Source organism: Azospirillum brasilense (assembly GCF_005222205.1).
Classification (GTDB): domain Bacteria; phylum Pseudomonadota; class Alphaproteobacteria; order Azospirillales; family Azospirillaceae; genus Azospirillum; species Azospirillum brasilense_G.
In genome coordinates this window covers 286,086-306,700 of sequence record NZ_CP032346.1, presented here as the reverse complement: position 1 = coordinate 306,700, position 20,615 = coordinate 286,086, and the positions used below count along the sequence as shown (strand labels likewise).

Sequence of the window (20,615 nt, the reverse complement as noted above, 5' to 3'; positions counted from 1 at the left end):
GCGGGCCGATTTCCAACAAATTGCGGCGAAATCACAACATCTGCTGCATCCGCAATTCCCCGTACCACAACCGCAGGCAGGAGAACGCCGTCCCGTCTCACGCGGTGGAACGGTGCCGGCGGCGCGAAGCATCCCGCCTGGATTTAGGTCTTTCGATATACATCAGGACGCAGAGGGAGGCAAGAAGCCCCCCCTTCATGCGGCTGCGGCGAGTTCCCGCACCCGCTGGGACAGCTTCTGGAAGGCGCGCTCCTCAATCTGGCGGATGCGCTCGCGGCTGACGCCGTAAACGGCGGCCAGATCCTCCAGCGTCTTGGGCGACGGGCTGAGGCGGCGGGCGGTCAGGATGTCGCGCTCACGGTCCTTCAGCACCGCCATCGCGTCGCGCAGCAGGGCGCTGCGGTGCATCGCCTCGTCGCGCTCCAGCAGGCTGTCCTCGGCGTTCGGACGCTCGTCGGGCAGGAAGTCCTGCATCTCGGCGGTCCCCTCCCCGGCGGAGAGCGGCGCGTTCAGCGAGGCCACCGGCTGGACAAAGCGGCGGTTCACCGCCACCACGTCGCTTTCCGGCACGTCGAGTTCCTGCGCGATGCGGGACACGCTCTCCGGCTTCAGGTCGCCGTTGCCGAACTCGCCCAGCTTGCGCTTCAGGCGGGACAGGCCGAAGAAGAGCTTCTTCTGGGCGCCGGTGGTGCCCAGCTTCACAAGGCTCCAGGAGCGCAGGATGTATTCCTGGATGGACGCCTTGATCCACCACATCGCGTAGGTGGAAAGGCGGAAGCCGCGGTCCGGCTCGAATTTGCGGACGGCGGTCATCAGGCCGATGTTGCCCTCGCCGACCAGATCGGTCATGGGCAGGCCGTAGCCGCGGAAGCCGGTGGCGATCTTGACGACCAGACGCAGATGGCTGGTCACCAGCTTGCGGGCCGCCTCCATGTCGCCATGCTGGCGCCAGGCGGTGGCCAACACATACTCCTCCTCCGCGCCCAGGACCGGGAAGCGGTGGACCTGCTCGATGTAACGGGACAGCGACTCGCCGGGAAAAGGCGTGGTCAGCGTCAATGCGGTGCTCATGTCACATCCTCTTGAAAGCGATATGACCCAATCCGCCGGCCCCCGTGCTGGGCGACCGGCGCCCTCTCCGGGAAGGCACCTCACAGTGTACGCGTACGGAACGCCAAGTCAACGCCGCACGGACAGAGTGCCGGGCGCCTTGACGTGGATGCATGGCCGCGCCGGCCCATAAACGGGGCGTAAACCAGCCCGGCCTTATTCAGGTCTGAAAACCCCGAACCCAAACACCGAATCATGAGAGGGCGGACTCCGATGGCCGACATCCTTGTCGTCGATGACGACCCTGTATCCTTGAGCATCGTCAGCAAGATTCTGGAAAAGGAAGGCAACAGCGTGACCGGCTGCACCGACGCGCGGGCGGCCATCGAGTCATTGACCTTCCATGAGTTCGATCTGCTGGTCACCGACCTCATCATGCCCGATCATGACGGGTTCGAGGTCATCCAGGCGGCCAGAAGCCTTCGACCGGACCTGCGGATCATCGTCCTGTCCGGAATCGACGAGCGGGTGCCGCCGGAGCTGACCATGCAGGCCCTGACCAAGCTGGGTGTCGCCCGGATGGTCCGCAAGCCGATCAAGCCCGCGGTCCTCGCTTCCGAAGTGCTCGCGGTGCTGATCGGCGGCTGAAGGGCCCTGGATGGAGAGCCCTGGGTGGGGAGCCCTGGGTGGAGGGTAATGGCCGGGCGGCGTATGGCTTCCTTGCGGTTGCGTCGGGACGGGGCTTGCCTCACCCTTCCCCCGCAAACCCGCCCACCGCCCCGGAACGTCTGCATGATCCGCGCCGCGCTCACCACCGCCTTGTCCGCAGGCCTGTTCCTGGGCGCGCTGGCCATTGCCGGCCCCGCGGCGGCGGAGGCGCCGGCCTTCGGATTGCCCGTCGACTGCCGGGTCGGGGAGACCTGCTTCATCCAGAACTACGTCGACGAGGACTCCGGCCCCGGCTGGCGCGACCATGCCTGCGGGCGGCTGAGCTACGACGGCCACGACGGCACGGACTTCCGCCTGCCCGACTACACGGCGATGGACAAGGGCGTCGCCGTGCTGGCCGCCGCCGCGGGAACCGTCCTCAGGGTGCGCGACGGCATGGAGGATGTGAACGTCAACCTCATCGGCCGCGATACGGTGATGAAGGTCGGGGGCGGCAACGCCGTCATCATCGACCATGGCGACGGCTGGCAGACCGCCTACCTGCACATGAAGCGCGGCAGCGTCGCGGTCACCCCCGGCCAGCGGGTGGAGGCCGGGCAACGGCTGGGCGAGGTCGGGCTGTCGGGGTTGACCGAGTTCCCCCACGTGCATTTCGGCGTGCGCCACAACGGCGCGGTCGTCGACCCCTTCGTCGGCCAGCAGCCCTTCACCGCCTGCGGCCAGACCATGGCGCCGCTGTGGAACGCCGCCACGGCCAAGGCGCTCGCCTACCGGCCGACCGCCGGCCTCGGCGCCGGCTTCGCCACCAGCCGGGTTCCGGAGGCCGAGCCGGCCCGCCACGGCGAGTTCGCCGGCGAGACGCTGACCCAGGATTCGCCCCTGCTGGTTCTGTGGTCCGACATCATGGGCGTCCGCGACGGTGACACCCAGCGGGTCCGCATCCTCGACGGCAACGGCCGGTCACTGTTCGACAACAGCAAGGGCATCACCGGGGACAAGGCCGCGTGGTTCGCCTATCAGGGGTTGAAGCGCCCGGCGTCGGGATGGCCGAAGGGACCCTACAAGGGCATCGTGACGCTGACCCGCGACGGCCAGACGGTCGTCACGCTGGAACGTCGGCTGGAGGTTCGCTGAGCCGCCCTTCCCTGCTTACGGAGCCGATCCCGTCTTCATGCGGTCGGGCACGCCCTGGGTCAGCAGCGTGGTCAGCCAGCGGAAGTTCGGTGCGCTTTCGGCCTGCAGCGCGCTCTGCACCACCTGCATCGCCCCCTCGGCGTTGGGCGCCGTCAGGTCGGGAGTCTGGCCGTCCATGGCCGGGCCGCCGGACGCCGAATCCGCATCGCTCTGCGCAAAGACGCTGACGGCGCCGACGCCCAGCCGGTGGGCGATCGCCGAGCTTCCGGTGACCGGCCCCGCCGCGGAGGACGCCATCAGGGACGCGCCGCCATCCTCGCCGCGGACGCCGTTCAGCTGCTCCAGCATCGCGGCGAACTGGCCGGCGAGTTCCCCCGCCTGCCGGGGCGCACCCGTGCCTTTGCGCTCCAGAAGCTCTTCAGCCCGGATGCGCATCAACTGGGAAGCGTCGGCGTTGGCCGGTATCGACATGGCGCGTGGACCCTGCGGCGTTCGGCTACCGGATCAGGGCAAGCAAGGGACGGGCCATCATCGGAAGAGGCCGGGGGCCGGTCGGCTCGGCTCCCTCGCCGCCCGGGCGCCCGGCAAAAATTTCCGCCCCACCCGGCAAGATTGACCGGCCGCCCGGCAAGAATGACCCTGCGGAGCCTTGCCGCCGGTCAGTCCCGGAAGTTCAAATACTGCAGGGGCTGCTCGATCTTAAGCCCGCGGACCAGCGCGATGGCGTCCTGGAGGTCGTCGCGCTTCTTGCCGGTGACGCGCAGCTCGTCGCCCTGGATGGAGACCTGGACCTTCATCTTGGCGTCCTTGATCGCCTTGACGATGGTCTTGCCGAGGTCCTGGGCGATGCCCTGCTTGACGGTGACGACCTGGCGCAGCGCGTCGCCCGCCGCCCGCTCCGGCGGCTTGGAATAGTCCAGGGCACCGGCGTCCAGCTTCCGCCGGGTGACGTAGACCCGCAGCAGCTCCTGCATCTGCTCCAGCTTGGGGGGGTCGTCGGCCAGCAGGGTGATGTCGTTCTCGGTGCGCTCCACGCTGCAGCGCGAGCCCTTGAAGTCGAAGCGGGTCTCGATCTCGCGGCGCATGCCGTTCAGCGCGTTGTCGATTTCGTGGATGTCGGTCTTGGACACGATGTCGAAGGACGGCATGGGTCTCTCTTTGCTCAAGCGGGGTGATTCGCGGAACCGTAGACGAGGCCGCACCCCGCCTTCAAGGGGCCATCACGGAGGCTGTGACGGAAATCGGCCCGTCGGGACTCAGGTCGGTTGGCCGGGGTGCTGGAACTCGATTCCCGGATTCCCGCCCGGTCCGCCGTTGCCGGGGGCGTTCTCATAGGGTTTGTCCGGCATCTTCGGCTGCGGCTGCGCGTAGAAGCGCGGCTCCCGGTCGTCCCAGGACCGCTCGAAGGGCAGGCGCATCATCGGGTTGGTGCCGTTGCGCTGGGCCTCGCGCTGGGCCTCCTGCAGCTGCTCCGCCATGCGGCGGTCCCAGGGCAGGCGGTAAAGGTTGGGCGCCTGCTCCCAGAGCAGGGTGAGGTAGATCGCTTCGTTCTCCACCAGCGTGGCGCTCAGCACCTTGGCCTCACGCACGTTGGCGCCCATCCATTCCAGCGTGACCGGCTTCGCCCGGCCCAGCAGGGTCGCCGGTGCGGCGTAGGCCGCCGGCAGAAGCAGGGCGAACAGCAGCAGGATCACCACGCGGGCCATCGGGCTGCGCGTCCAGCGCAAAGCCGACAGGACGAGCAGCAGGGTGACGACGGCGACGAAGCCGAAGATGACGGTCAGGCTTTCCATGGCGCACTCCCGGTCCGGCGGGTCAATTCTTGGCCGAGCGCAGCGGCTTGAACACGGCGTTCAGGGACCCCGGCACCAGTTCGCCCCGCTCCGTCAGGGTGAAGCGGAAGGCGGTGATCTCCTGCCCTTCGTGGTCCAGCCGGACGCGCGTTGCGGCGACGGTGGCAGCCCCCGATTCATGCTCCGCCTTGACGCGGGCGACCACCCGGACCCAGATGGGAAACACATTCTCCAGGTTGCGGAACATATGCACGTTGACGGTGTATTCCCCCGGAGGAATACCACGGGAGTAGGAGGTCTCGAAATTGATCTCCGTGGGATCGGCGTAGGCGCCCAGATCGTCGCGCAGCAGGTTGAAGATCAGCCCCGACTTGTTCGAGTAGCCGACCGGCACGTCGCCCGGCGCCTGCACCCACAGATCGACGTCGCTGCGCAGCTTGTCGTCCCAGCGCGCCTCGATGATGACGTTTCCCGGCGGTTCCATGCCCGCGGCGGCGGATGACGAGGATTCGTTCTGCTGATTGGCCTCGGTCTTCTTGGCCTCGTTGATGAAGGGGACCGCCAGAACCGCGCAGGCCACGAAGCCGCACAGCAGCAGCGTCAGCAGGTCACGCGCGACGAGCACACCGGTTTGGTCCTCGCCCAGGAAATCGTTCATGATGTGGCCTCACCGCCGAGCGCGCCGTAGGGGGCCGCCTGCGGCGCGGCGAACTCCGGGGTTCCCGTCCGCGGAGCAAGCCGCGAGCGGGCGTGGGCCTCGTCCATGATGAGCGCGCACAGCGACGCCGTCGCCCCGCGCAGGAGCTGGAGGTTGCAGGTGGTCCACAGGCACAGCGCACCGCCCAGCATGGTGGCGTAGATCGCTACGCCCAAACCGCTGGCCAGCGTGGTCACCATGGCGCCGGCCGAGGCGGCGTTGCCCACCATGTCGGGCGTGATGTTCGCGGCGAACAGGCTGAAGCCCCAGGCCGTGCCGATCAGGCCGAGCATGCCCAGCGCGTTGGCGATGTGCTGAAGGTGCGAGATCCGGGAGAACAGGCGGATTTCCAGGGCGCGCTCGCTCTCGACCTTCATCAGCCGTCCGCCGCCGAGCTTGGCCTTGTCCAGTTCACCGCCGATCTTCCACACCCGATAGGCCGACATCACCAGACCGACGATGAAGACGATACCAATGATCGCGGTCGCCACGGCGATGTGCCCGGTCAAGACCCGGTCCAGCCACCCCTGCGCATAGAGGACGAAAACGAACGCCGAAATCGTCAAATTGAAGGCGACGAATTTTGCCTTGAGGAGCCACTGTTCTTCCATGGTTTTGACCCTATGACGGTTGCGTGTGTCTCCGGATCGTCATGTTCAGGCGGCAAAGACGCGCAAAGGCCGCGCCACGGAAAGCCGGAGGGCGATGGCGGGATCAGGAGAGCGGGGGACGAATGCGTGGCGGCGCGCGCTGACAGCCCCGGTGCAGTCGGTCCGGGCGCTGGTGGCGGGACGGCTCCGTGTCGGCCATCGGTTCATCGGCGCACCTTCGCCGGAATTGCGCGACGACGGAGTCTTTCAGGAGTCATCCGTCACGTCATGAACCCCGGCCCAGGCCAAGAGTTCCCGACACCTGGCGACGGACCTGCCGGGTCGACGCGCGACGCGGCGGGGGAAAACCCGTGATGGGAGAGAGGAAGGGAGCGACCCGGAGCGTTCCGTCCCGGCAATCGTCCTTACGGAAATGGCCCTTTACGCCACGCCCTTTTCCTTCAGGAAGGGGCCATATTTCTTGTCGGTACCCTGGATGTGCTTGATGAGCCAGTTCTTCAGGAAGTTCATCACCTCCATGCTCAGCGTGGCGGTGGCGCCGGCGTGATACTTGCGCTGCACCTCCAGCACTTGGTTGGCCAGCGCGTCGTGTTCCGCCTTGTGGGCCTCGCGGTCCGGATAGCCGAGGCGGGCGAAATGCTCCTCCTCATGGGTGAAGTGGGACTTGGTGTAGGCAACGAGGCTGTCGAGGATGCCGCCCAGCGCCTCCTTGCTGCGCCCCGCCTGGACGGCGTCGAACAGCTCGTTGACCAGGGCGACCAGTTGCTTGTGCTCCTCGTCGAACTGCGCGATCCCGACGCTCAGCTTGTCGTTCCACACCATCAGCGGCATTTCGTTCCGTCCCCTCGCGCTGGACCACACCTCACCGGCCGGAGATAACCCCAGCGCGCGAAAGGGTAACGCCTTCCGCATGGCGCTTCAACGGTCGGCGAACCAACGCGCGGAACCAATCCCGCTGGCAGCTGTTCGACAGACGTTTCCAACGAAAAGGAACATTTCATGAACACGAAGCGCAACGACGAGCGTCAGCACCACCCCCAGCCCCGTCGCGGAGACGCAGCGAATCCGGGGAGCAACCCGAAAACCGCGGACGCCGGGGGTGCCGACCACTCGAACCGCGAGAAGGACCCGGACGATTGGACGACGGGGGACGAGCCGATGACCGGGGCGCAGGCCTCCTACCTGAAGACGCTCAGCGAGGAGGCCGGCGAAGGCTTCGATGGGGACCTGACGAAGGCCGAGGCCTCCAAACGCATCGATGCCCTTCAGGACAAGACCGGCCGCGGCGCCTGACGGGCGACGCCGCGGCCTTCGGCCCTCAGGCCATCTCTTCCGCGAAGTGGCAGGCGACCAGGCGCTCGTCCACGGGGCGCAGCGCCGGCACCTCGGTCGCGCAGCGCTCCGTGGCGTAGGGACAGCGCTTGTGGAAGGGGCAGCCCGGCGGCGGGTTCAGCGGCGAGGGCAGTTCGCCCTTGGGGATCACCCGCTCCGCCCGCAACGCCGGGTTCACCCGCGGCGTGGCGGCCATCAGGATGCGGGTGTAGGGGTGGCGCGGGCGGGAGTAGACCACATCCTTCGGCCCGTGCTCCACCGGGCGGCCCAGATACATCACCATGACCGCGTCGGCGATGTGCCGGACCACGCTGAGGTCGTGGGAGATGAACAGGTAGGCGAGGTTCAGCTCCTCCTGAAGATCCATCATCAGGTTCAGCACCTGCGCCTGGATCGACACGTCGAGCGCCGACACCGGCTCGTCCGCCACGACCACCCGCGGGTTCAGCATCAGCGCGCGCGCGATGGCGATGCGCTGGCGCTGGCCGCCGGAGAACATATGCGGGTAGCGGTCGACCTGATCGGGGCGCAGACCGACCTTCGCCATCATGGCGACGGCCCGCTCCCGCCGCTCCTGCTTGCCCATCGGGGTGTTGATGACCAGCGGCTCCGACAGGATCGAGCCCACGGTCTTGCGCGGGTTCAGCGATCCGTAGGGATTTTGGAAGACCATCTGGACGGTGCGCCGCAGCTCCTTCATCTCCGACGCGGTGCGCCCGACCACGTCGCGCCCGTCGTAAAGGAGCTGGCCCGAGGACGGCGGCTCGATCATCGTGACGGAGCGCGCCAGCGTCGACTTGCCGCAGCCGGACTCGCCGACCACCGCCAGCGTCTTCCCGGCTTCGAGCTGGAAGGACACGCCGTCCAGCGCCTTGACGGTGGCCGCTGGCTTGAAGGCGCCACGCTTCACCGCGTAGTGCTTGCGCAGGTGGATGGCTTCCAGCACCACCGGGCCGGTGGCCGGCATGACGTCGGTGAGAATGTCGGACATCACAGGACCTCCCCGGCGCCCACCGGAGCATCGGCGAGCGGGTAGAAGCAGCGCGCCTTGCCGGCGTCCACGTCGAACAGGGCCGGCCGCTCGATGCGGCAGCGGTCGGTGGCGAAGCGGCAGCGCGGGTTGAACAGGCAGCCCTGCGGCCGGTCGCCGATGCCCGGCACCACGCCGGGGATGGTCGGCAGCCGGCGCTTGCCCAGCGCACGCTCCGGCAGCGCGTCGAGCAGCGCGCCGGTGTAGGGATGGCGCGGCGCCTTGAACAGGGCGTCCACCGGGCGCGTCTCGGCGACCTGCCCGGCGTACATGACGACCACCCGCTGCGCCGTCTCCGCCACCACGCCCATGTCGTGGGTGATCAGGATCAGCGCCATGCCCCGCTCCTTCTGGAGGCGGACCAGGAGGTCGAGGATCTGCTTCTGGATGGTCACGTCCAGCGCCGTCGTCGGCTCGTCCGCAACCAGCAGGCGCGGGTTGCAGGCGATGGCGATGGCGATCATCACGCGCTGGTTCATGCCGCCGGAGAGCTGGTGCGGAAAGGCCGACAGGCGGCTTTCGGGGGCCGGGATGCCGACCTGCTCCAGCAGCTCGATGGCGCGGTTGCGCAGCGCCTTGCCGGACAGCCCCTCATGCACCTTCAGCGTCTCCATGATCTGGAAACCGACGGTGAAGCAGGGATTCAGGCTGGTCATCGGCTCCTGGAAGACCATGGCCACGTCCTTGCCGGTGATCTTCCGGCGTTGCGACGGGCTTATCGCCAGCAGGTCCTTGCCGCCGAAGTGCATGCGGTCGGCGACCACCGTGCCGTTGGAGCCGAGCAGGCCCATCACGGCGAGCGAGGTCACGGACTTGCCGGACCCGGACTCGCCGACGATGCCCACCACCTCGCCCTCGTCGACGGTGAGGTCGATCCCGTCCACGGCACGGAAGGTCCCGGCGCGCGTGGTGAACTCGACGGACAGGTTCTTGATGTCGAGAAGAGGCATGGCAGGCATCAGCGTTTCAGCTTGGGGTCGAGCGCGTCGCGCAGCCCGTCGCCCAGCAGGTTGAAGGCCAGCACCGTCACCAGGATGGCCACGCCGGGCCAGGTGACGACCCAGGGGGCGCGCTGGAGGAACTGGAGGGAGGAGGCCAGCATGGTGCCCCACTCCGGCGTCGGCGGCTGCGCGCCGAGGCCGAGGAAGCCCAGCGCCGCGGCGTCGAGGATCGCCGTGGAGAAGCCGAGCGTCGCCTGGACGATCAACGGCGCCACGCAGTTCGGCAGGATCACCACCAGCATCAGCCGCAGCGGCCCGGCCCCCGCGACGCGGGAGGCGACGACGTAGTCCTTGTTCGTCTCCGCCATCACCGCGGCGCGGGTCAGGCGGGCGTAGTGCGGGATGACCACGATGGACACCGCCAGCATGGCGTTGACCAGCCCCGGCCCGAGGATCGCCGCCACCACCACGGCCAGCAGCAGGCTGGGCAGCGACAGCAGGATGTCCATGAAGCGCATGACCAGCGCGTCGGTGACGCCGCCGAAGAATCCGGCGATCATGCCCAGCGCCAGCCCGACCGCCAGCGACAGCGTGACGACGATCAGGCCGATCATCATCGACAGCCGCGCCCCGAAGATCAGCCGCGACAGCATGTCGCGGCCGATGTCGTCGGTGCCCAGAAGGAAGGCCCAGCGCCCGCCTTCCTGCCAGACCGGCGGCACCAGGATGGCGTCGCGGTACTGGATGTTGGGGTCGTGCGGCGCCACCAGTTCGGCGAACAACGCCACTACGGCGATCAGCAGGATCACGGCGAGGCCGGCCATGGCCCCCTTGTTCTGCCGGAAATGGTACCAGAACTCGACCAGCGGGTGCGGCGGCTGGGAAACCGGCGGAGAAGCGGCCGGAAGGGTCTCCGGAACGCCCGTCGTCGTAGGAGTCGTCATCGCTCACCTCACCGCGAATGGCGGATGCGGGGGTTCAGGACGCCGTACAGAACGTCCACCAGCAGATTCACGGTCATCACCGTCGTCGCGATCAGCAGCACCCCACCCTGGAGCGCCGGATAGTCGCGGCGGTTGATGCTCTCGATCAGCCACTTGCCCACGCCGGGCCAAGAGAAGATGGTCTCGGTCAGGATCGCGCCGCCCAGCAGCGTGCCCACCTGAAGGCCGATCACGGTGACCACCGGGATCAACGCGTTGCGCAGCGCGTGCAGGCCGATCACCCGCTTGCCCGCCAGCCCCTTGGCCTTCGCGGTGCGGATGTAGTCCTCGCCCAGCACCTCCAGCATGGCGGAGCGCGTCATGCGCGCCACGACGGCCAGCGGAACGGTGCCGAGAACGATCATCGGCAGGATGAGGTGGTGCAGCGCCGACCAGAAGGCCCCGTATTCGCCGGCCATCAGCGTGTCGATCAGCATGAAGCCGGTCACCGGCTCCACGTAATAGAGCAGGTCGAGCCGCCCGGACACCGGAGTCCAGCCCAGACCCACCGAGAAGAACAGGATCAGCAGCAGGCCCCACCAGAAGATCGGCATGGAATAGCCGGTCAGGCTGATGCCCATCACGCCATGGTCGAAGACCGAGCCGCGCCGCACCGCCGCGATGATCCCCGCGGGAAGGCCGACCACCGTGGCGAACAGCATGGCAAGCGCCGCCAGCTCCAGCGTCGCCGGGAACAGCGTCACGAATTCGCTGAACACGGAATTGCGCGTCACCAGCGACACGCCGAGGTCGCCCTGGAGGACGCCGCCGATGTAGTCGAGGAACTGGTGCCACAGGGGCCGGTCCAGCCCCAGCTCGTGCCGCAGTTCGAGAAGCCGTTCGGGGGGATCCCGCGCTCGCCGACGCGCACCTCGATGGGGTCGCCGGGGACAAGGCGGATCAGAAGGAAGGTCAGGAAGGTGACGCCGAGAAAGGTCGGAATCACCAAGCTCACCCGCGTCAGGATGAAGCGTAGCATCGGATCGTCACCGGGGGCTCGAAACGAAAGCAAGGGGGCCGCAGCCCCCTTTTTTACCTCTGCATCCGCAAAGGGAAGCCGGGAGTTTAATGCCCCGGCCACCGCTTTGTAAAGCCGCTTGCTACGCTGAGTTTATTGTTTCAAATCGACGCCGTAGAAGCGATGGATGCCGAACGGGTCCATCTTGTAATCGACCACATTCTTGCTCAGCGCCATGTGCACGACCGAGTGCGCGACGGTCAGCCACGGGGCCTCTTCCTTGAAGATGACCTGCGCCTGCTCGTACAGCTTGGTGCGGGCGGCGATGTCGGTGGTGCGCTTGGCCTGGACGACGAGGTCGTCGAACTCCTTGTAGCACCACTTGGCGATGTTCGACCCGCCGGCACGCGCGGCCTCGCAGCCGAGCAGGACGTGCAGGAAGTTGTCCGGGTCGCCGTTGTCGCCGGTCCAGCCCAGCATGCCCATTTGGTGCTCGCCGGCCTGGAGGCGCTTGCGGTACTCACCCCACTCGTACTGCACGACCTTGGCCTTGATGCCGACCTTGGCGAGGTCCGCCTGCATCATCTCGGCCATGCGCTTGGCGTTGGGGTTGTACGGGCGCTGCACCGGCATGGCCCACAGGTCGGTCTCGAAACCGTCCGGGAAGCCGGCCTCGGCCAGCAGCTTCTTGGCGCGCTCCGGATCGTAGGGGTAGTCCTCGATCTCCTTGTTGTACGACCACATGGTCGGCGGGATCGGGTTCTTCGCCGGGACGCCGGCGCCCTGGTACACCGCGTCGACCACGGCCTTCTTGTCGATGGCCATGTTCAGCGCGCGGCGGACACGCACGTCGTCGAAGGGCTTCTTGGTGACGTTGAAGGCGAGATAGCCGACGTTCAGGCCCTCCTGCTCCATCAGGGTGATGGCGCTGTCCTTCTTCATCGCCTCCAGATCGGCCGGGTTGGGATACGGCACGATGTGGCACTCGCCGGCCTTCAGCTTGGCGTAGCGGACGGCGGCGTCGGGCGTGATGGCGAAGACGAGGTTGTCGAGCTGCGCCTTGCCGCCCCAATAGGGCTCGAACGCCTTGTAGCGGATGACCGCGTCCTTCTGGTAGGCGACGAACTGGAACGGGCCGGTGCCGATCGGCGCCTGATCGATCTTGTCGATCTGGTTCTTCTTCTGCAGGGTCTCGGCGTACTCGGCGGACTGGATGGGCGCGAAGGGCATCGCCAGATTGGCGATGAAGGGCGCCTCGACCTTGTTCAGCGTGAACTTGACCGTGTAGTCGTCGACCTTCTCGATCGACTTCAGCAGGTCAGGCATCGCCATGTCGTTGAAGTAGTCATAGGCGCCGCCGGACACCTTGTGGAAGGGGTGATCCTTCTTCCACTGACGGTTGAACGACCACAGAACGTCGTCCGCGTTGGCGTCGCGGGTCGGCTTGAAGTCGTTGTTGCTGTGCCACTTCACACCCTTGCGCAGGTGGAACGTGTAGGTCAGCCCGTCCTCCGACACCTCCCACTTTTCGGCGAGGCCGGGGACCACCTTGGTGCCGCCGTACTCGAACTGCACGAGGTTGTTGTACACGGGCAGCGAGACGTCGAAGCTCGTTCCGGTCGTGTTGACCATCGGGTTGAAGTTTTCGGGGCTGCCCTCGGAGCAATAGACGAGGGTCTTGGCGGCCTGGGCCGGCGCAGCAAGCGCCAAGGTGGCGGCAACGCCGAGCCCGGCACCCAGCAGGATGCGCTTCATTCCTAACAACCTCCCGTGTTCGGTCGAATGGCCGCCCGTTCTTTTCGGCGGCCGGTGATGCGGGTTCATTTGGCGCGTGGCCGAATCGTCTGTCAACACGCAACCAAGCCGCATCACGCAAGCTCCACGGGAGGCGTCAGGCCAAGCGGAATTTCAGGCGCGGCCCGATCTCCGTGAAGCCCTCGCGCTGGTAGAATCGCAGGGAATCCGGCCAGTCCGCGGCGGACGGCGCTCCCACCTCGACCCGCGTCCAGCGATGGGCGCGGCCGTGGTCCAGAACGGCCCGGATCAGCACCCGCCCCACCCCGGCGGAGCGCGACTCCGGTGTCACGTACAATTCCCGGATCGTCCCGAACCGGCCCAGGGCGGAGATGCAGGCCCCTTCCGACAGGGTCGCGACGCCGAGCGGGCGCCCCGCCCCGTCCTCGGCCAGGAAGACCGTATAGGACTCGCCGGCGCCGTTCAGCAGGGATTCGGCGACGGCCAGCATGACGGCCCGCGGCGTGTCGTTCTGCCCGGCGGTGATTTCCGACAGCAGTGCCGCCACGAGACCGGTGACCGTGGCCGCGTCGGCAAGGCCGGCCTTTCGCACATGAACGTCGATCATGTCCATGCATCTCCGCTCACGTTTCGCACAGCAATCGAAGTTGGGATGTCATTGACCACCCATTCTCCTGAGGTCCCCGGTGCTGCTCACAAGGTATAGCTCTGGAAGCGGGCATCGTTCCGTTAACCTTGCCATTCCTTGCATCGCACACCTTAACCTTAAGCAGAACGACTTTAGATGAAGCAAAAATCAAGAAGGCTTGCGATTTTCTGCAACTTTGAATTATAATATGCGCGACAATACGTATCAATGGACACGATATGCGCCTCTTGGTCGCCTTAGGTTGCGGGATGATGCTGTCGATTGCACCGGCAGTGGCTCAACAGCAAGGCCCTGACATCCTCAAAATTTGGCAACAGTTCTCGGTTTCCAATGCGCTTGCCAGCAGATGCGCAAAGCCCGACAACGAAAAACTCACTAAATTTCTAGAAAATTACCAAATTATATCCACTCATGCGGCTCATCGTCTCAAGCAAATCAATCCGGAATGGAGCCCCGCTCGCATTGATATGGTAATGGCAGAACACTACAGCAACATTGACAGAACAATATCAGAAATACTCGTTGAGGAAACCTGCGATAGTCAAAGAACCAAGGAGGCGTTGCAGCGGTTTGATGCACAGGCCGACATGGATTTATCAAAAAGCAGGTAAAATATGTTCAGAGAGGGAGGCTGTTACCATCACCTCCCTTCTGACATTGCGTTGAAGGTCAGCAAGCCTCCGCTTCGATGGTCAGGCTGTCCAGGAGAAAGCTGCCGTCCTCCAGGATGTCGAAGTGGCGGCGCACCTCGTCGGAGGCGAGATCCTGCAAGGCGCGGATCGCCTGGGCCCGCAGGTCGGGGGTGGAGGTGCGGGCGGTCCAGACGGCGAACTCCATGCGCAGGCGGCGCGGCGTCAAGCCGGTCACCGCGAAGCCGGCGCGGGACAGGGCGGCCATCCATTCCGCAGCGCTGTAGTTGCGGACGTGCGAGGTGTCGCGCAGCAGCTCCACGGCCTGGAGATGGGTGTCCAGCAGCGGGTGGCCCGGCGACACGATGTCCACGAAGACCGCCCGCCCGCCCGGACCCAGCACCCGCCGCGCCTCGCGCAGGCCGGCCTCGGCGTTCAGCCAGTGATGGGCGCTGAAGCGGCTCAGCACCACGTCGAAATGGCCGTCCGGGAAGGGCAGACGCTCGGCGGGGGCCTGGGTGGTGGTGATGTTGGTCAGGCCGCGCTCCGCCGCGGTGCGGGCCACCACCTCCAGCATCGGGGCGGTGACGTCCACCGCCACCACTTCGCCGGCGTGGGGGGCGGCGCGGTAGGCGACATGGCCGCCGCCGCAGCCGAGATCCAGCACGCGGGCGGCGTTCTTGCCGCGCAACGCGTCCTCGATCTGGTCCAGGTCCGCGCCCGAGGCGTGGACGGCGCTGGTCACATAGGCGTCGGCGCGCTGGCCGTATTGCGCGGCGACGACGCCGTGGTGGCTGTTGGTCATGGTGGCGATTCCCGTTGGTGATTGTTGGGGCGTGTTTGTCGTGATGCCCCAGCATCGGCCGTCCGGCAAACTGGTACAAGGCAAGCGCTTATCCTGGTATAAGCGCTGCCACCATGAGTTCCGACGACGATGCGCGGCACCGGCTTGGCGCCTTCCTGCGCGCCCACCGGGAGCGGCTGACCCCGGCCGAGGCCGGCATCCCGCTGACCGGCTCCGCCCGCCGCCGCACGCCCGGCCTGCGGCGGGAGGAGGCCGCACAGCTCTGCGGCCTTAGCCCGACCTGGTACACCTGGCTGGAACAGGGGCGCGAGGTCTCCGTCTCACCGCAGGCGCTGGCGCGCATCGCCGGGGCGCTGCGGCTGACCGCGGCGGAGCGCGTCTATCTGTTCGAGCTGTCGCGCAAGCGCGATCCCGACGCCGACGCGATGGACGGATCGGACCAGCCGCCAGCTCCGCTGCTCGCCGCTTTGGAGTCGATGACGGCGCCGGCCTACTTGCTCGACCGCGTCTGGAACGCCCGCGGCTGGAACGACGGCGCCGCCCATCTCTTCTCCGGCTGGCTGGGCGGGGCGGAGCGGAACCTGCTGCGCTACGTCTTCCTCGATCCCACCGCGCGGGGCTTCATCGCGGACTGGGAGGACCGCGCCCGCCGGCTGCTCGCCGAGTTCCGCGCCGACACCGCCCGCCGTGCCGGCGATGCGGAGGTGACCGCCCTGGTCGATGGCCTGCGCGCGGCCTCGCCCCGCTTCGCCCGGCTGTGGGAGGACCAGGGCGTGCTGGAGCGGGAGGGCGGCACCCGCGGCTTCACCCATCCCCAGGACGGGACGCTGGTCTACGAACAAGTGACGTTGTGTCCCGCCGGACGATCCGACTACAAGCTGGTGATGCTGCTGGGGCCGCAGGCTCCGTAAGACGCCCACCGACACGCTCCGGACGCCCCATGGACCGCCAGCCGCGCAACGCCCCCCAGAGCAACGCCGTCTTCACTGCCTACAGCCTGTATCTGCTCTCCTCGGCCTTCTTCGCCTCCAACGTGGTGATCGGGCGGGCCGCGGCCGCCATCGTGCCGCCGGTCGGGCTGGCCTTCTGGCGCTGGGTGCTGGCCTTCCTGATGATCCTGCCGCTGGCCCTGCCCGGCCTGATCCAGCACCGCCATGTTCTGCGCGCCTCGTGGAAGCGCTTTCTTCTGCTGGGCGCGCTGGCCCAGGGCGTGTGCGGCGCCGTCGTCTACATGGGGCTGGAGCGCACCAGCGCGACCAACGCCGCCCTCATCTACGCCACCAGCCCGGTCATCATCCTGATGATCGCCGCCCTGTGGCTGCGCGAAAAGGTGACGCCGCGGCAGGCCGCGGGAATCGCCGTCGCCATGGCCGGCGTGCTGGTGATCCTGACCCGCGGCGACGCGCAGGCGCTGCTGCATCTGTCCTTCAACGCCGGCGACCTGCTGATCCTGGTGGGGTCGGCGGCCTGGGCGGTCTACACGGTGCTGCTGCGCCAGACCCGCAGCTCGCTGCCGGTGGTGACCATGTTCGCGGCCAACGCGCTGGCCGGTGTCGTCGTGCTCGCCCCCTTCTACGCGTGGGAGACGCTGGCCCTGCGCCCCGTCCCGCTGAGCCTGGACGCCGCCATCCGCATCGCCGGGGTGGCGCTGTTCGCCTCCGTCCTGGCTTTCCTGACCTACCAGAAGACGATCAACCTGATGGGTCCGGCGCGGGCCGGCACCTCGCTCTACGTCATGCCGCTGTGGGCGGCGGTGGCGGCCTGGGCGCTGCTGGGGGAACAGCTCCAGATGTTCCACCTGCTCGGCGTCCTGCTGGTTCTGCCGGGGGTGGCGCTGGCGACCCTGCCGCCGCGCGCCGCCCCCGCAAAACCGATCAGCCGATCATCGGAAGCGTGAGCCCCTGCTCCTTCGCGCAGTCCTTGGCGATGTCGTAGCCGGCGTCGGCGTGGCGCATCACGCCGGTGCCCGGATCGTTGGTCAGCACCCGCTCCAGCCGCTTGGCCGCGGCGTCCGTCCCGTCGGCGACGATGACCATGCCGGAATGCTGGCTGAAGCCCATGCCGACTCCGCCGCCATGGTGCAGCGACACCCAGGTCGCCCCCGAGGCGCAGTTCAGCAGCGCGTTCAGCAGCGGCCAGTCGGACACCGCGTCCGACCCGTCGATCATCCCCTCCGTCTCGCGGTTGGGGCTGGCGACGGAGCCGCTGTCCAGATGGTCGCGCCCGATGACGATGGGGGCCTTCAGCTCGCCCTTCGCCACCATCTCGTTGAAGGCGAGGCCGAGCCGCGCCCGGTCCCCCAGACCCACCCAGCAGATGCGCGCCGGCAGGCCCTGGAAGCGGATGCGCTCGCGCGCCATGTCAAGCCAGTTGTGCAGGTGCGGGTTGTCGGGGATCAGCTCCTTCACCTTGGCGTCGGTGCGGTAGATGTCCTCCGGATCGCCGGACAGGGCGGCCCAGCGGAAGGGACCGATGCCGCGGCAGAACAGCGGCCGGATGTAGGCGGGGACGAAGCCGGGGAAGGCGAAGGCGTCGGCCACCCCCTCGTCCTTGGCGACCTGCCGGATGTTGTTGCCGTAATCCAGCGTCGGCACGCCCATGGCGTGGAAGTCGAGCATGGCGCGGACATGGGTCGCCATCGACGCCTTGGCCGCCGCGACCACCGCCGCCGGGTCGCTGCGGCGCTTCGTCTCCGCCTCCTCCATCGTCCAGCCGGCGGGCAGATAGCCGTTCAGCGGGTCGTGGGCGCTGGTCTGGTCGGTCACCGCGTCGGGGCGGAAGCGCGGATAGGTCTTGGCGCGGCGCACCAGCTCCGGGAACACCTCCGCCGCGTTGCCGAGCAGACCGACCGACACCGGCTTGCCGGCGGCCTGGGCCTCCCACAGGATCGCCATGGCCTCGTCCAGGCTGGTGGCCGAGCGGTCGAGATACTTGGTCTCCAGCCGCCGCTCGATGCTGCGGGCGGAGCATTCCACGGCCAGCATGGACGCCCCGGCCATGGTCGCGGCCAGCGGCTGCGCGCCGCCCATGCCGCCCAGCCCGCCGGTCAGGATCCAGCGGCCCTTCAGGTCGCCGCCGTAATGCCGCCGCCCGACCTCCACGAAGGTCTCGTAGGTGCCCTGCACGATGCCCTGGCTGCCGATGTAGATCCAGGACCCGGCGGTCATCTGGCCGTACATCATCAGGCCCTTGGCATCCAGCTCCCGGAAATGGTCCCAGGTCGCCCAGTGCGGAACGAGGTTGGAGTTGGCGATCAGTACGCGCGGCGCGTCGGCGTGGGTGCGGAAGACGCCGACCGGCTTGCCCGACTGGACCAGCAGCGTCTCGTCCTCGTTCAGGGTCTTCAGCGACGCGACGATGGCGTCGAAGCAGTCCCAGTTCCGCGCCGCGCGCCCGATGCCGCCATAGACCACCAACTCGTCCGGGTTCTCAGCCACGTCGGGGTCGAGGTTGTTCATCAGCATGCGCAGCGGCGCCTCGGTCAGCCAGGACTTGGCGGACAGCTCCGTGCCGTGCGGCGCCCGGATGACCCGGCGATTGGCCGGCGGCTTGGTGTCGGACATGTGACTCGTCCCTCTCGGATTCAGCTTGATGCGTTTGTTGTTTTCAGACGGGAACCGTGCCGCCGCCCAGGAGGACGGTCAATGCCTCCCAAGGGGTGGAGCGGGTGCGGGCGTGCAGGCGCTTGTCCAGCGTGACGAGCGGCGCGCCGAGTTCCTCGGACAGCGCCAGATAAAAACAGTCGTAGGCCGGGTGATCGAGGGTCGCGGCAATGGAGAAGGCCCGCCGGATCAGCCCCGACGTCGGCACGAGCATCGTGTAGGCTTGCGGAATTTCCGCCAACGCCCGGTTCGCCTGCTCTTCGCCGATGAGACCGGACCGCCGCATCTTCCACAGGGCGTTCGTCACCTCTGGCACCACCAGGTCGGGGGCGACGAGCATCCCGTCGCCGCTGACAAGCTCCTGGGCCAACGGCGTGTAACCGTCCTGGATCGACCATCGCAACGCGACACTAGCATCGACGACGTTCACCGGTCGCGGTCCTCCCGGATGAGGTCCGTAATATCCGCATCCATGTCCGGCCGCGTCATGGCGGCTGTCCGCCGCATGCGCTCCAGCAGGTCGCGGCGGCGTGCATGCTCACCGGCTTCGCGCGCAAGAGCACCCGCCAGCAGGAGCTTCGCTTCCTCCTCCGGCGTTCGTCCGGTGCTGCTCGCAAGCGCCTTCAGACGATCGAGCGTGCCTTCCTCAACATCCTCAAGAACGATCTTGCCCATCGCGCCCTCCAGATGGGTTCAGAATACGCCATCGTACCGGCAACGTCACTCCACACCGCCCCGCACCAGCCGCCCGCCGCGCACCACCGCAGCGCAGGGATTGGCGCCCAGCCAGTAGCACAGCTCCGCCGGGTCGCCGACGTCCCACACCGCGAGATCGGCGGCCTTGCCGGGCTCCAGCGTGCCGTGGGTGGCGGCCATGCCCAGGGCCTGTGCGGCGTTGCGGGTGACACCGGCCAGCGCCTCCTGCGGGGTCAGGCGGAACAGGGTGCAGGCCATGTTCAGCATCAGCAGGAGCGACACGGCGGGCGAGGTGCCGGGGTTGCAGTCGGTGGACACCGCCATCGGCACGCCGTGGCGCCGGAACAGCTCGATGGGCGGCAGCTTGGTCTCGCGCAGCATGTAGAAGGCGCCGGGCAGCAGCACGGCCACCGTCCCCGCCGCGGCCATCGCCCGCGCGCCCTCCTCGCCGGTGTGCTCCACATGGTCGGCGGACAGCGCGTTGTAGCGGGCGGCCAGCGCGGCGCCGCCGCCGTCCGAGAGCTGGTCGGCGTGCAGCTTCACCGGCAGGCCCAGCCGCCGCGCGGTGTCGAACACGCGGGCCGTCTGCTCCGGCGAGAAGGCGATGCGCTCGCAGAAGGCGTCGACCGCGTCCAGCAACCCCTCCGCCGCCAGGGTGGGCAGGATCTCGTCGCACACCAGCGCGATGTAATCGTCCGCCCGCCCGGCGAATTCCGGCGGCAGAGCATGGGCGGCCAGCCCGGTCGTCCGCACCGCCACGGGGAAGCGCTCGCCCAGCGCCCGCGCCGCGCGCAGCATCCGCCGCTCCGTGGCGAGGTCGAGACCGTAGCCGGACTTCACCTCCACCACCGTCACGCCCTCGGCCAGCAGCCGTCGCAGGCGCACGGCGGCGCTCGCGATCAGGCTTTCCTCGTCGGCGGCGCGGGTCGCGGCGACGGTCGAGGCGATGCCGCCCCCGGCGCGCGCGATCTCCTCGTAGGTCGCGCCCTCCAGCCGCATCTCGAACTCGCGGGCGCGGTTGCCGCCGAAGACCAGATGGGTGTGGCAATCGATCAGCCCCGGCGTGACCCAGCGCCCGCCCAGGTCATGCTCCGCGGCGGCGCGGCCGGCGGGGCGCTCCTTGGCGGCGCCGATCCAGGCGATCCGCCCGTCCTTCACGGCGATCACCGCGTCCCGAACCGGTCCTGCCGGCCCCATGGTCGCCGCATGACCGTTGAACCACAGGCTGTCCCACTCCATCATCCCCTCCCCGGCTTAACGCCGCTGTCCACCCCACCTTAC

General features: G+C 67.9%; 23 protein-coding genes and 1 pseudogene. 6 read left to right on the top strand and 18 right to left on the bottom strand.

What is annotated here, in order from left to right; translation table 11 throughout:
- Positions 1 to 195: 195 nt before the first annotated feature.
- Entirely contained in the window at positions 196 to 1,071 is an 876-nt protein-coding gene (rpoH, locus tag D3869_RS15475; RefSeq protein WP_137140891.1) for an RNA polymerase sigma factor RpoH, read from the bottom strand.
- Positions 1,072 to 1,323: 252 nt separating this feature from the next.
- Here rpoH and D3869_RS15470 point away from each other — a divergent pair, with 252 nt between their 5' ends.
- Positions 1,324 to 1,698 (top strand): response regulator, encoded by a 375-nt coding sequence (locus tag D3869_RS15470; protein ID WP_137140890.1) that lies wholly within the window; start codon positions 1,324 to 1,326, stop codon positions 1,696 to 1,698.
- Between the two features lie 144 nt (positions 1,699 to 1,842).
- Positions 1,843 to 2,853 carry a M23 family metallopeptidase gene (locus D3869_RS15465; protein ID WP_137140889.1) on the top strand — a complete coding sequence of 337 codons (1,011 nt, stop codon included), beginning with the start codon at positions 1,843 to 1,845 and terminating at the stop codon, positions 2,851 to 2,853.
- A 15-nt stretch (positions 2,854 to 2,868) separates the two neighbouring features.
- On the opposite strand, the gene D3869_RS15460 is transcribed toward D3869_RS15465, so the two are convergent.
- From D3869_RS15460 to D3869_RS15430, 6 genes are all read right to left on the bottom strand, one after another.
- A complete protein-coding gene (locus D3869_RS15460; RefSeq protein WP_137140888.1) occupies positions 2,869 to 3,324 on the bottom strand; it encodes a hypothetical protein in 456 nt (151 codons plus the stop codon).
- Positions 3,325 to 3,512: 188 nt separating this feature from the next.
- On the bottom strand, positions 3,513 to 4,001 hold the full coding sequence (locus D3869_RS15455; RefSeq protein ID WP_137140887.1) for a YajQ family cyclic di-GMP-binding protein: 489 nt from the start codon (positions 3,999 to 4,001) through the stop codon (positions 3,513 to 3,515).
- Positions 4,002 to 4,109: 108 nt separating this feature from the next.
- A complete protein-coding gene (locus D3869_RS15450; RefSeq protein WP_137140886.1) occupies positions 4,110 to 4,646 on the bottom strand; it encodes a hypothetical protein in 537 nt (178 codons plus the stop codon).
- Between the two features lie 22 nt (positions 4,647 to 4,668).
- On the bottom strand, positions 4,669 to 5,304 hold the full coding sequence (locus D3869_RS15445) for a hypothetical protein (protein ID WP_137140885.1): 636 nt from the start codon (positions 5,302 to 5,304) through the stop codon (positions 4,669 to 4,671).
- On the bottom strand, positions 5,301 to 5,852 hold the full coding sequence (locus tag D3869_RS15440; RefSeq protein WP_247895865.1) for a MotA/TolQ/ExbB proton channel family protein: 552 nt from the start codon (positions 5,850 to 5,852) through the stop codon (positions 5,301 to 5,303). The genes D3869_RS15445 and D3869_RS15440 overlap by 4 nt, the downstream gene beginning before the upstream one ends.
- 522 nt (positions 5,853 to 6,374) lie before the next feature.
- Positions 6,375 to 6,785 (bottom strand): bacteriohemerythrin, encoded by a 411-nt coding sequence (locus D3869_RS15430; protein ID WP_137140882.1) that lies wholly within the window; start codon positions 6,783 to 6,785, stop codon positions 6,375 to 6,377.
- A 168-nt stretch (positions 6,786 to 6,953) separates the two neighbouring features.
- Between D3869_RS15430 and D3869_RS15425 the strand changes: the two genes are divergently transcribed.
- On the top strand, positions 6,954 to 7,247 hold the full coding sequence (locus D3869_RS15425; RefSeq protein ID WP_137140881.1) for a DUF3072 domain-containing protein: 294 nt from the start codon (positions 6,954 to 6,956) through the stop codon (positions 7,245 to 7,247).
- 25 nt (positions 7,248 to 7,272) lie between these two features.
- Here D3869_RS15425 and D3869_RS15420 read toward each other — a convergent pair whose 3' ends face one another.
- The 6 genes and pseudogenes from D3869_RS15420 to D3869_RS15395 all read right to left on the bottom strand — a co-directional run bounded on the left by D3869_RS15420 (position 7,273) and on the right by D3869_RS15395 (position 13,560).
- Positions 7,273 to 8,277, bottom strand: a complete 1,005-nt coding sequence (locus D3869_RS15420) for a peptide ABC transporter ATP-binding protein (protein ID WP_094306968.1) — start codon at positions 8,275 to 8,277, stop codon at positions 7,273 to 7,275.
- Entirely contained in the window at positions 8,277 to 9,266 is a 990-nt protein-coding gene (locus D3869_RS15415; protein WP_137141970.1) for an ABC transporter ATP-binding protein, read from the bottom strand. The genes D3869_RS15420 and D3869_RS15415 overlap by 1 nt, the downstream gene beginning before the upstream one ends.
- Positions 9,267 to 9,274: 8 nt before the next feature.
- Positions 9,275 to 10,201, bottom strand: a complete 927-nt coding sequence (locus D3869_RS15410; RefSeq protein WP_137140880.1) for an ABC transporter permease subunit — start codon at positions 10,199 to 10,201, stop codon at positions 9,275 to 9,277.
- Between the two features lie 8 nt (positions 10,202 to 10,209).
- Positions 10,210 to 11,219: pseudogene (locus D3869_RS15405) on the bottom strand (ABC transporter permease subunit).
- 132 nt (positions 11,220 to 11,351) lie between these two features.
- Positions 11,352 to 12,953, bottom strand: coding sequence for an ABC transporter substrate-binding protein (locus D3869_RS15400; RefSeq protein WP_137140879.1), 1,602 nt, complete (start codon positions 12,951 to 12,953; stop codon positions 11,352 to 11,354).
- Positions 12,954 to 13,089: 136 nt separating this feature from the next.
- Positions 13,090 to 13,560 (bottom strand): GNAT family N-acetyltransferase, encoded by a 471-nt coding sequence (locus D3869_RS15395; protein WP_137140878.1) that lies wholly within the window; start codon positions 13,558 to 13,560, stop codon positions 13,090 to 13,092.
- A 260-nt stretch (positions 13,561 to 13,820) separates the two neighbouring features.
- On the opposite strand from D3869_RS15395, the gene D3869_RS15390 reads away from it, so the two are divergent.
- Positions 13,821 to 14,213 carry a hypothetical protein gene (locus D3869_RS15390; protein WP_137140877.1) on the top strand — a complete coding sequence of 131 codons (393 nt, stop codon included), beginning with the start codon at positions 13,821 to 13,823 and terminating at the stop codon, positions 14,211 to 14,213.
- A 58-nt stretch (positions 14,214 to 14,271) separates the two neighbouring features.
- On the opposite strand, the gene D3869_RS15385 is transcribed toward D3869_RS15390, so the two are convergent.
- Positions 14,272 to 15,036: a class I SAM-dependent methyltransferase gene (locus D3869_RS15385; RefSeq protein WP_137140876.1), complete on the bottom strand. Its 765-nt coding sequence runs from the start codon at positions 15,034 to 15,036 to the stop codon at positions 14,272 to 14,274.
- 113 nt (positions 15,037 to 15,149) lie between these two features.
- Between D3869_RS15385 and D3869_RS15380 the strand changes: the two genes are divergently transcribed.
- Positions 15,150 to 15,947, top strand: a complete 798-nt coding sequence (locus D3869_RS15380; protein ID WP_137140875.1) for a helix-turn-helix transcriptional regulator — start codon at positions 15,150 to 15,152, stop codon at positions 15,945 to 15,947.
- A 29-nt stretch (positions 15,948 to 15,976) separates the two neighbouring features.
- Entirely contained in the window at positions 15,977 to 16,933 is a 957-nt protein-coding gene (locus tag D3869_RS15375; protein ID WP_137140874.1) for a DMT family transporter, read from the top strand.
- Here D3869_RS15375 and hutU read toward each other — a convergent pair.
- From hutU to hutI, 4 genes are read right to left on the bottom strand one after another with little or no spacing between them, the layout of a single operon-like run.
- The gene (gene hutU, locus D3869_RS15370) at positions 16,911 to 18,599 is read right to left on the bottom strand and encodes a urocanate hydratase (protein WP_137140873.1); all 1,689 of its coding nucleotides are present in this window, start codon (positions 18,597 to 18,599) and stop codon (positions 16,911 to 16,913) included. The two genes, D3869_RS15375 and hutU, sit on opposite strands and share 23 nt — an antisense overlap.
- A 43-nt stretch (positions 18,600 to 18,642) precedes the next feature.
- Complete coding sequence (locus D3869_RS15365) at positions 18,643 to 19,068, bottom strand: type II toxin-antitoxin system VapC family toxin (protein WP_137140872.1); 426 nt, start codon at positions 19,066 to 19,068, stop codon at positions 18,643 to 18,645.
- A complete protein-coding gene (locus tag D3869_RS15360) occupies positions 19,065 to 19,313 on the bottom strand; it encodes a hypothetical protein (protein ID WP_014198665.1) in 249 nt (82 codons plus the stop codon). Before D3869_RS15360 ends, D3869_RS15365 begins: the two co-directional genes overlap by 4 nt.
- A 45-nt stretch (positions 19,314 to 19,358) precedes the next feature.
- Positions 19,359 to 20,573 (bottom strand): imidazolonepropionase, encoded by a 1,215-nt coding sequence (gene hutI / locus D3869_RS15355; protein ID WP_137140871.1) that lies wholly within the window; start codon positions 20,571 to 20,573, stop codon positions 19,359 to 19,361.
- Positions 20,574 to 20,615: the final 42 nt, after the last annotated feature.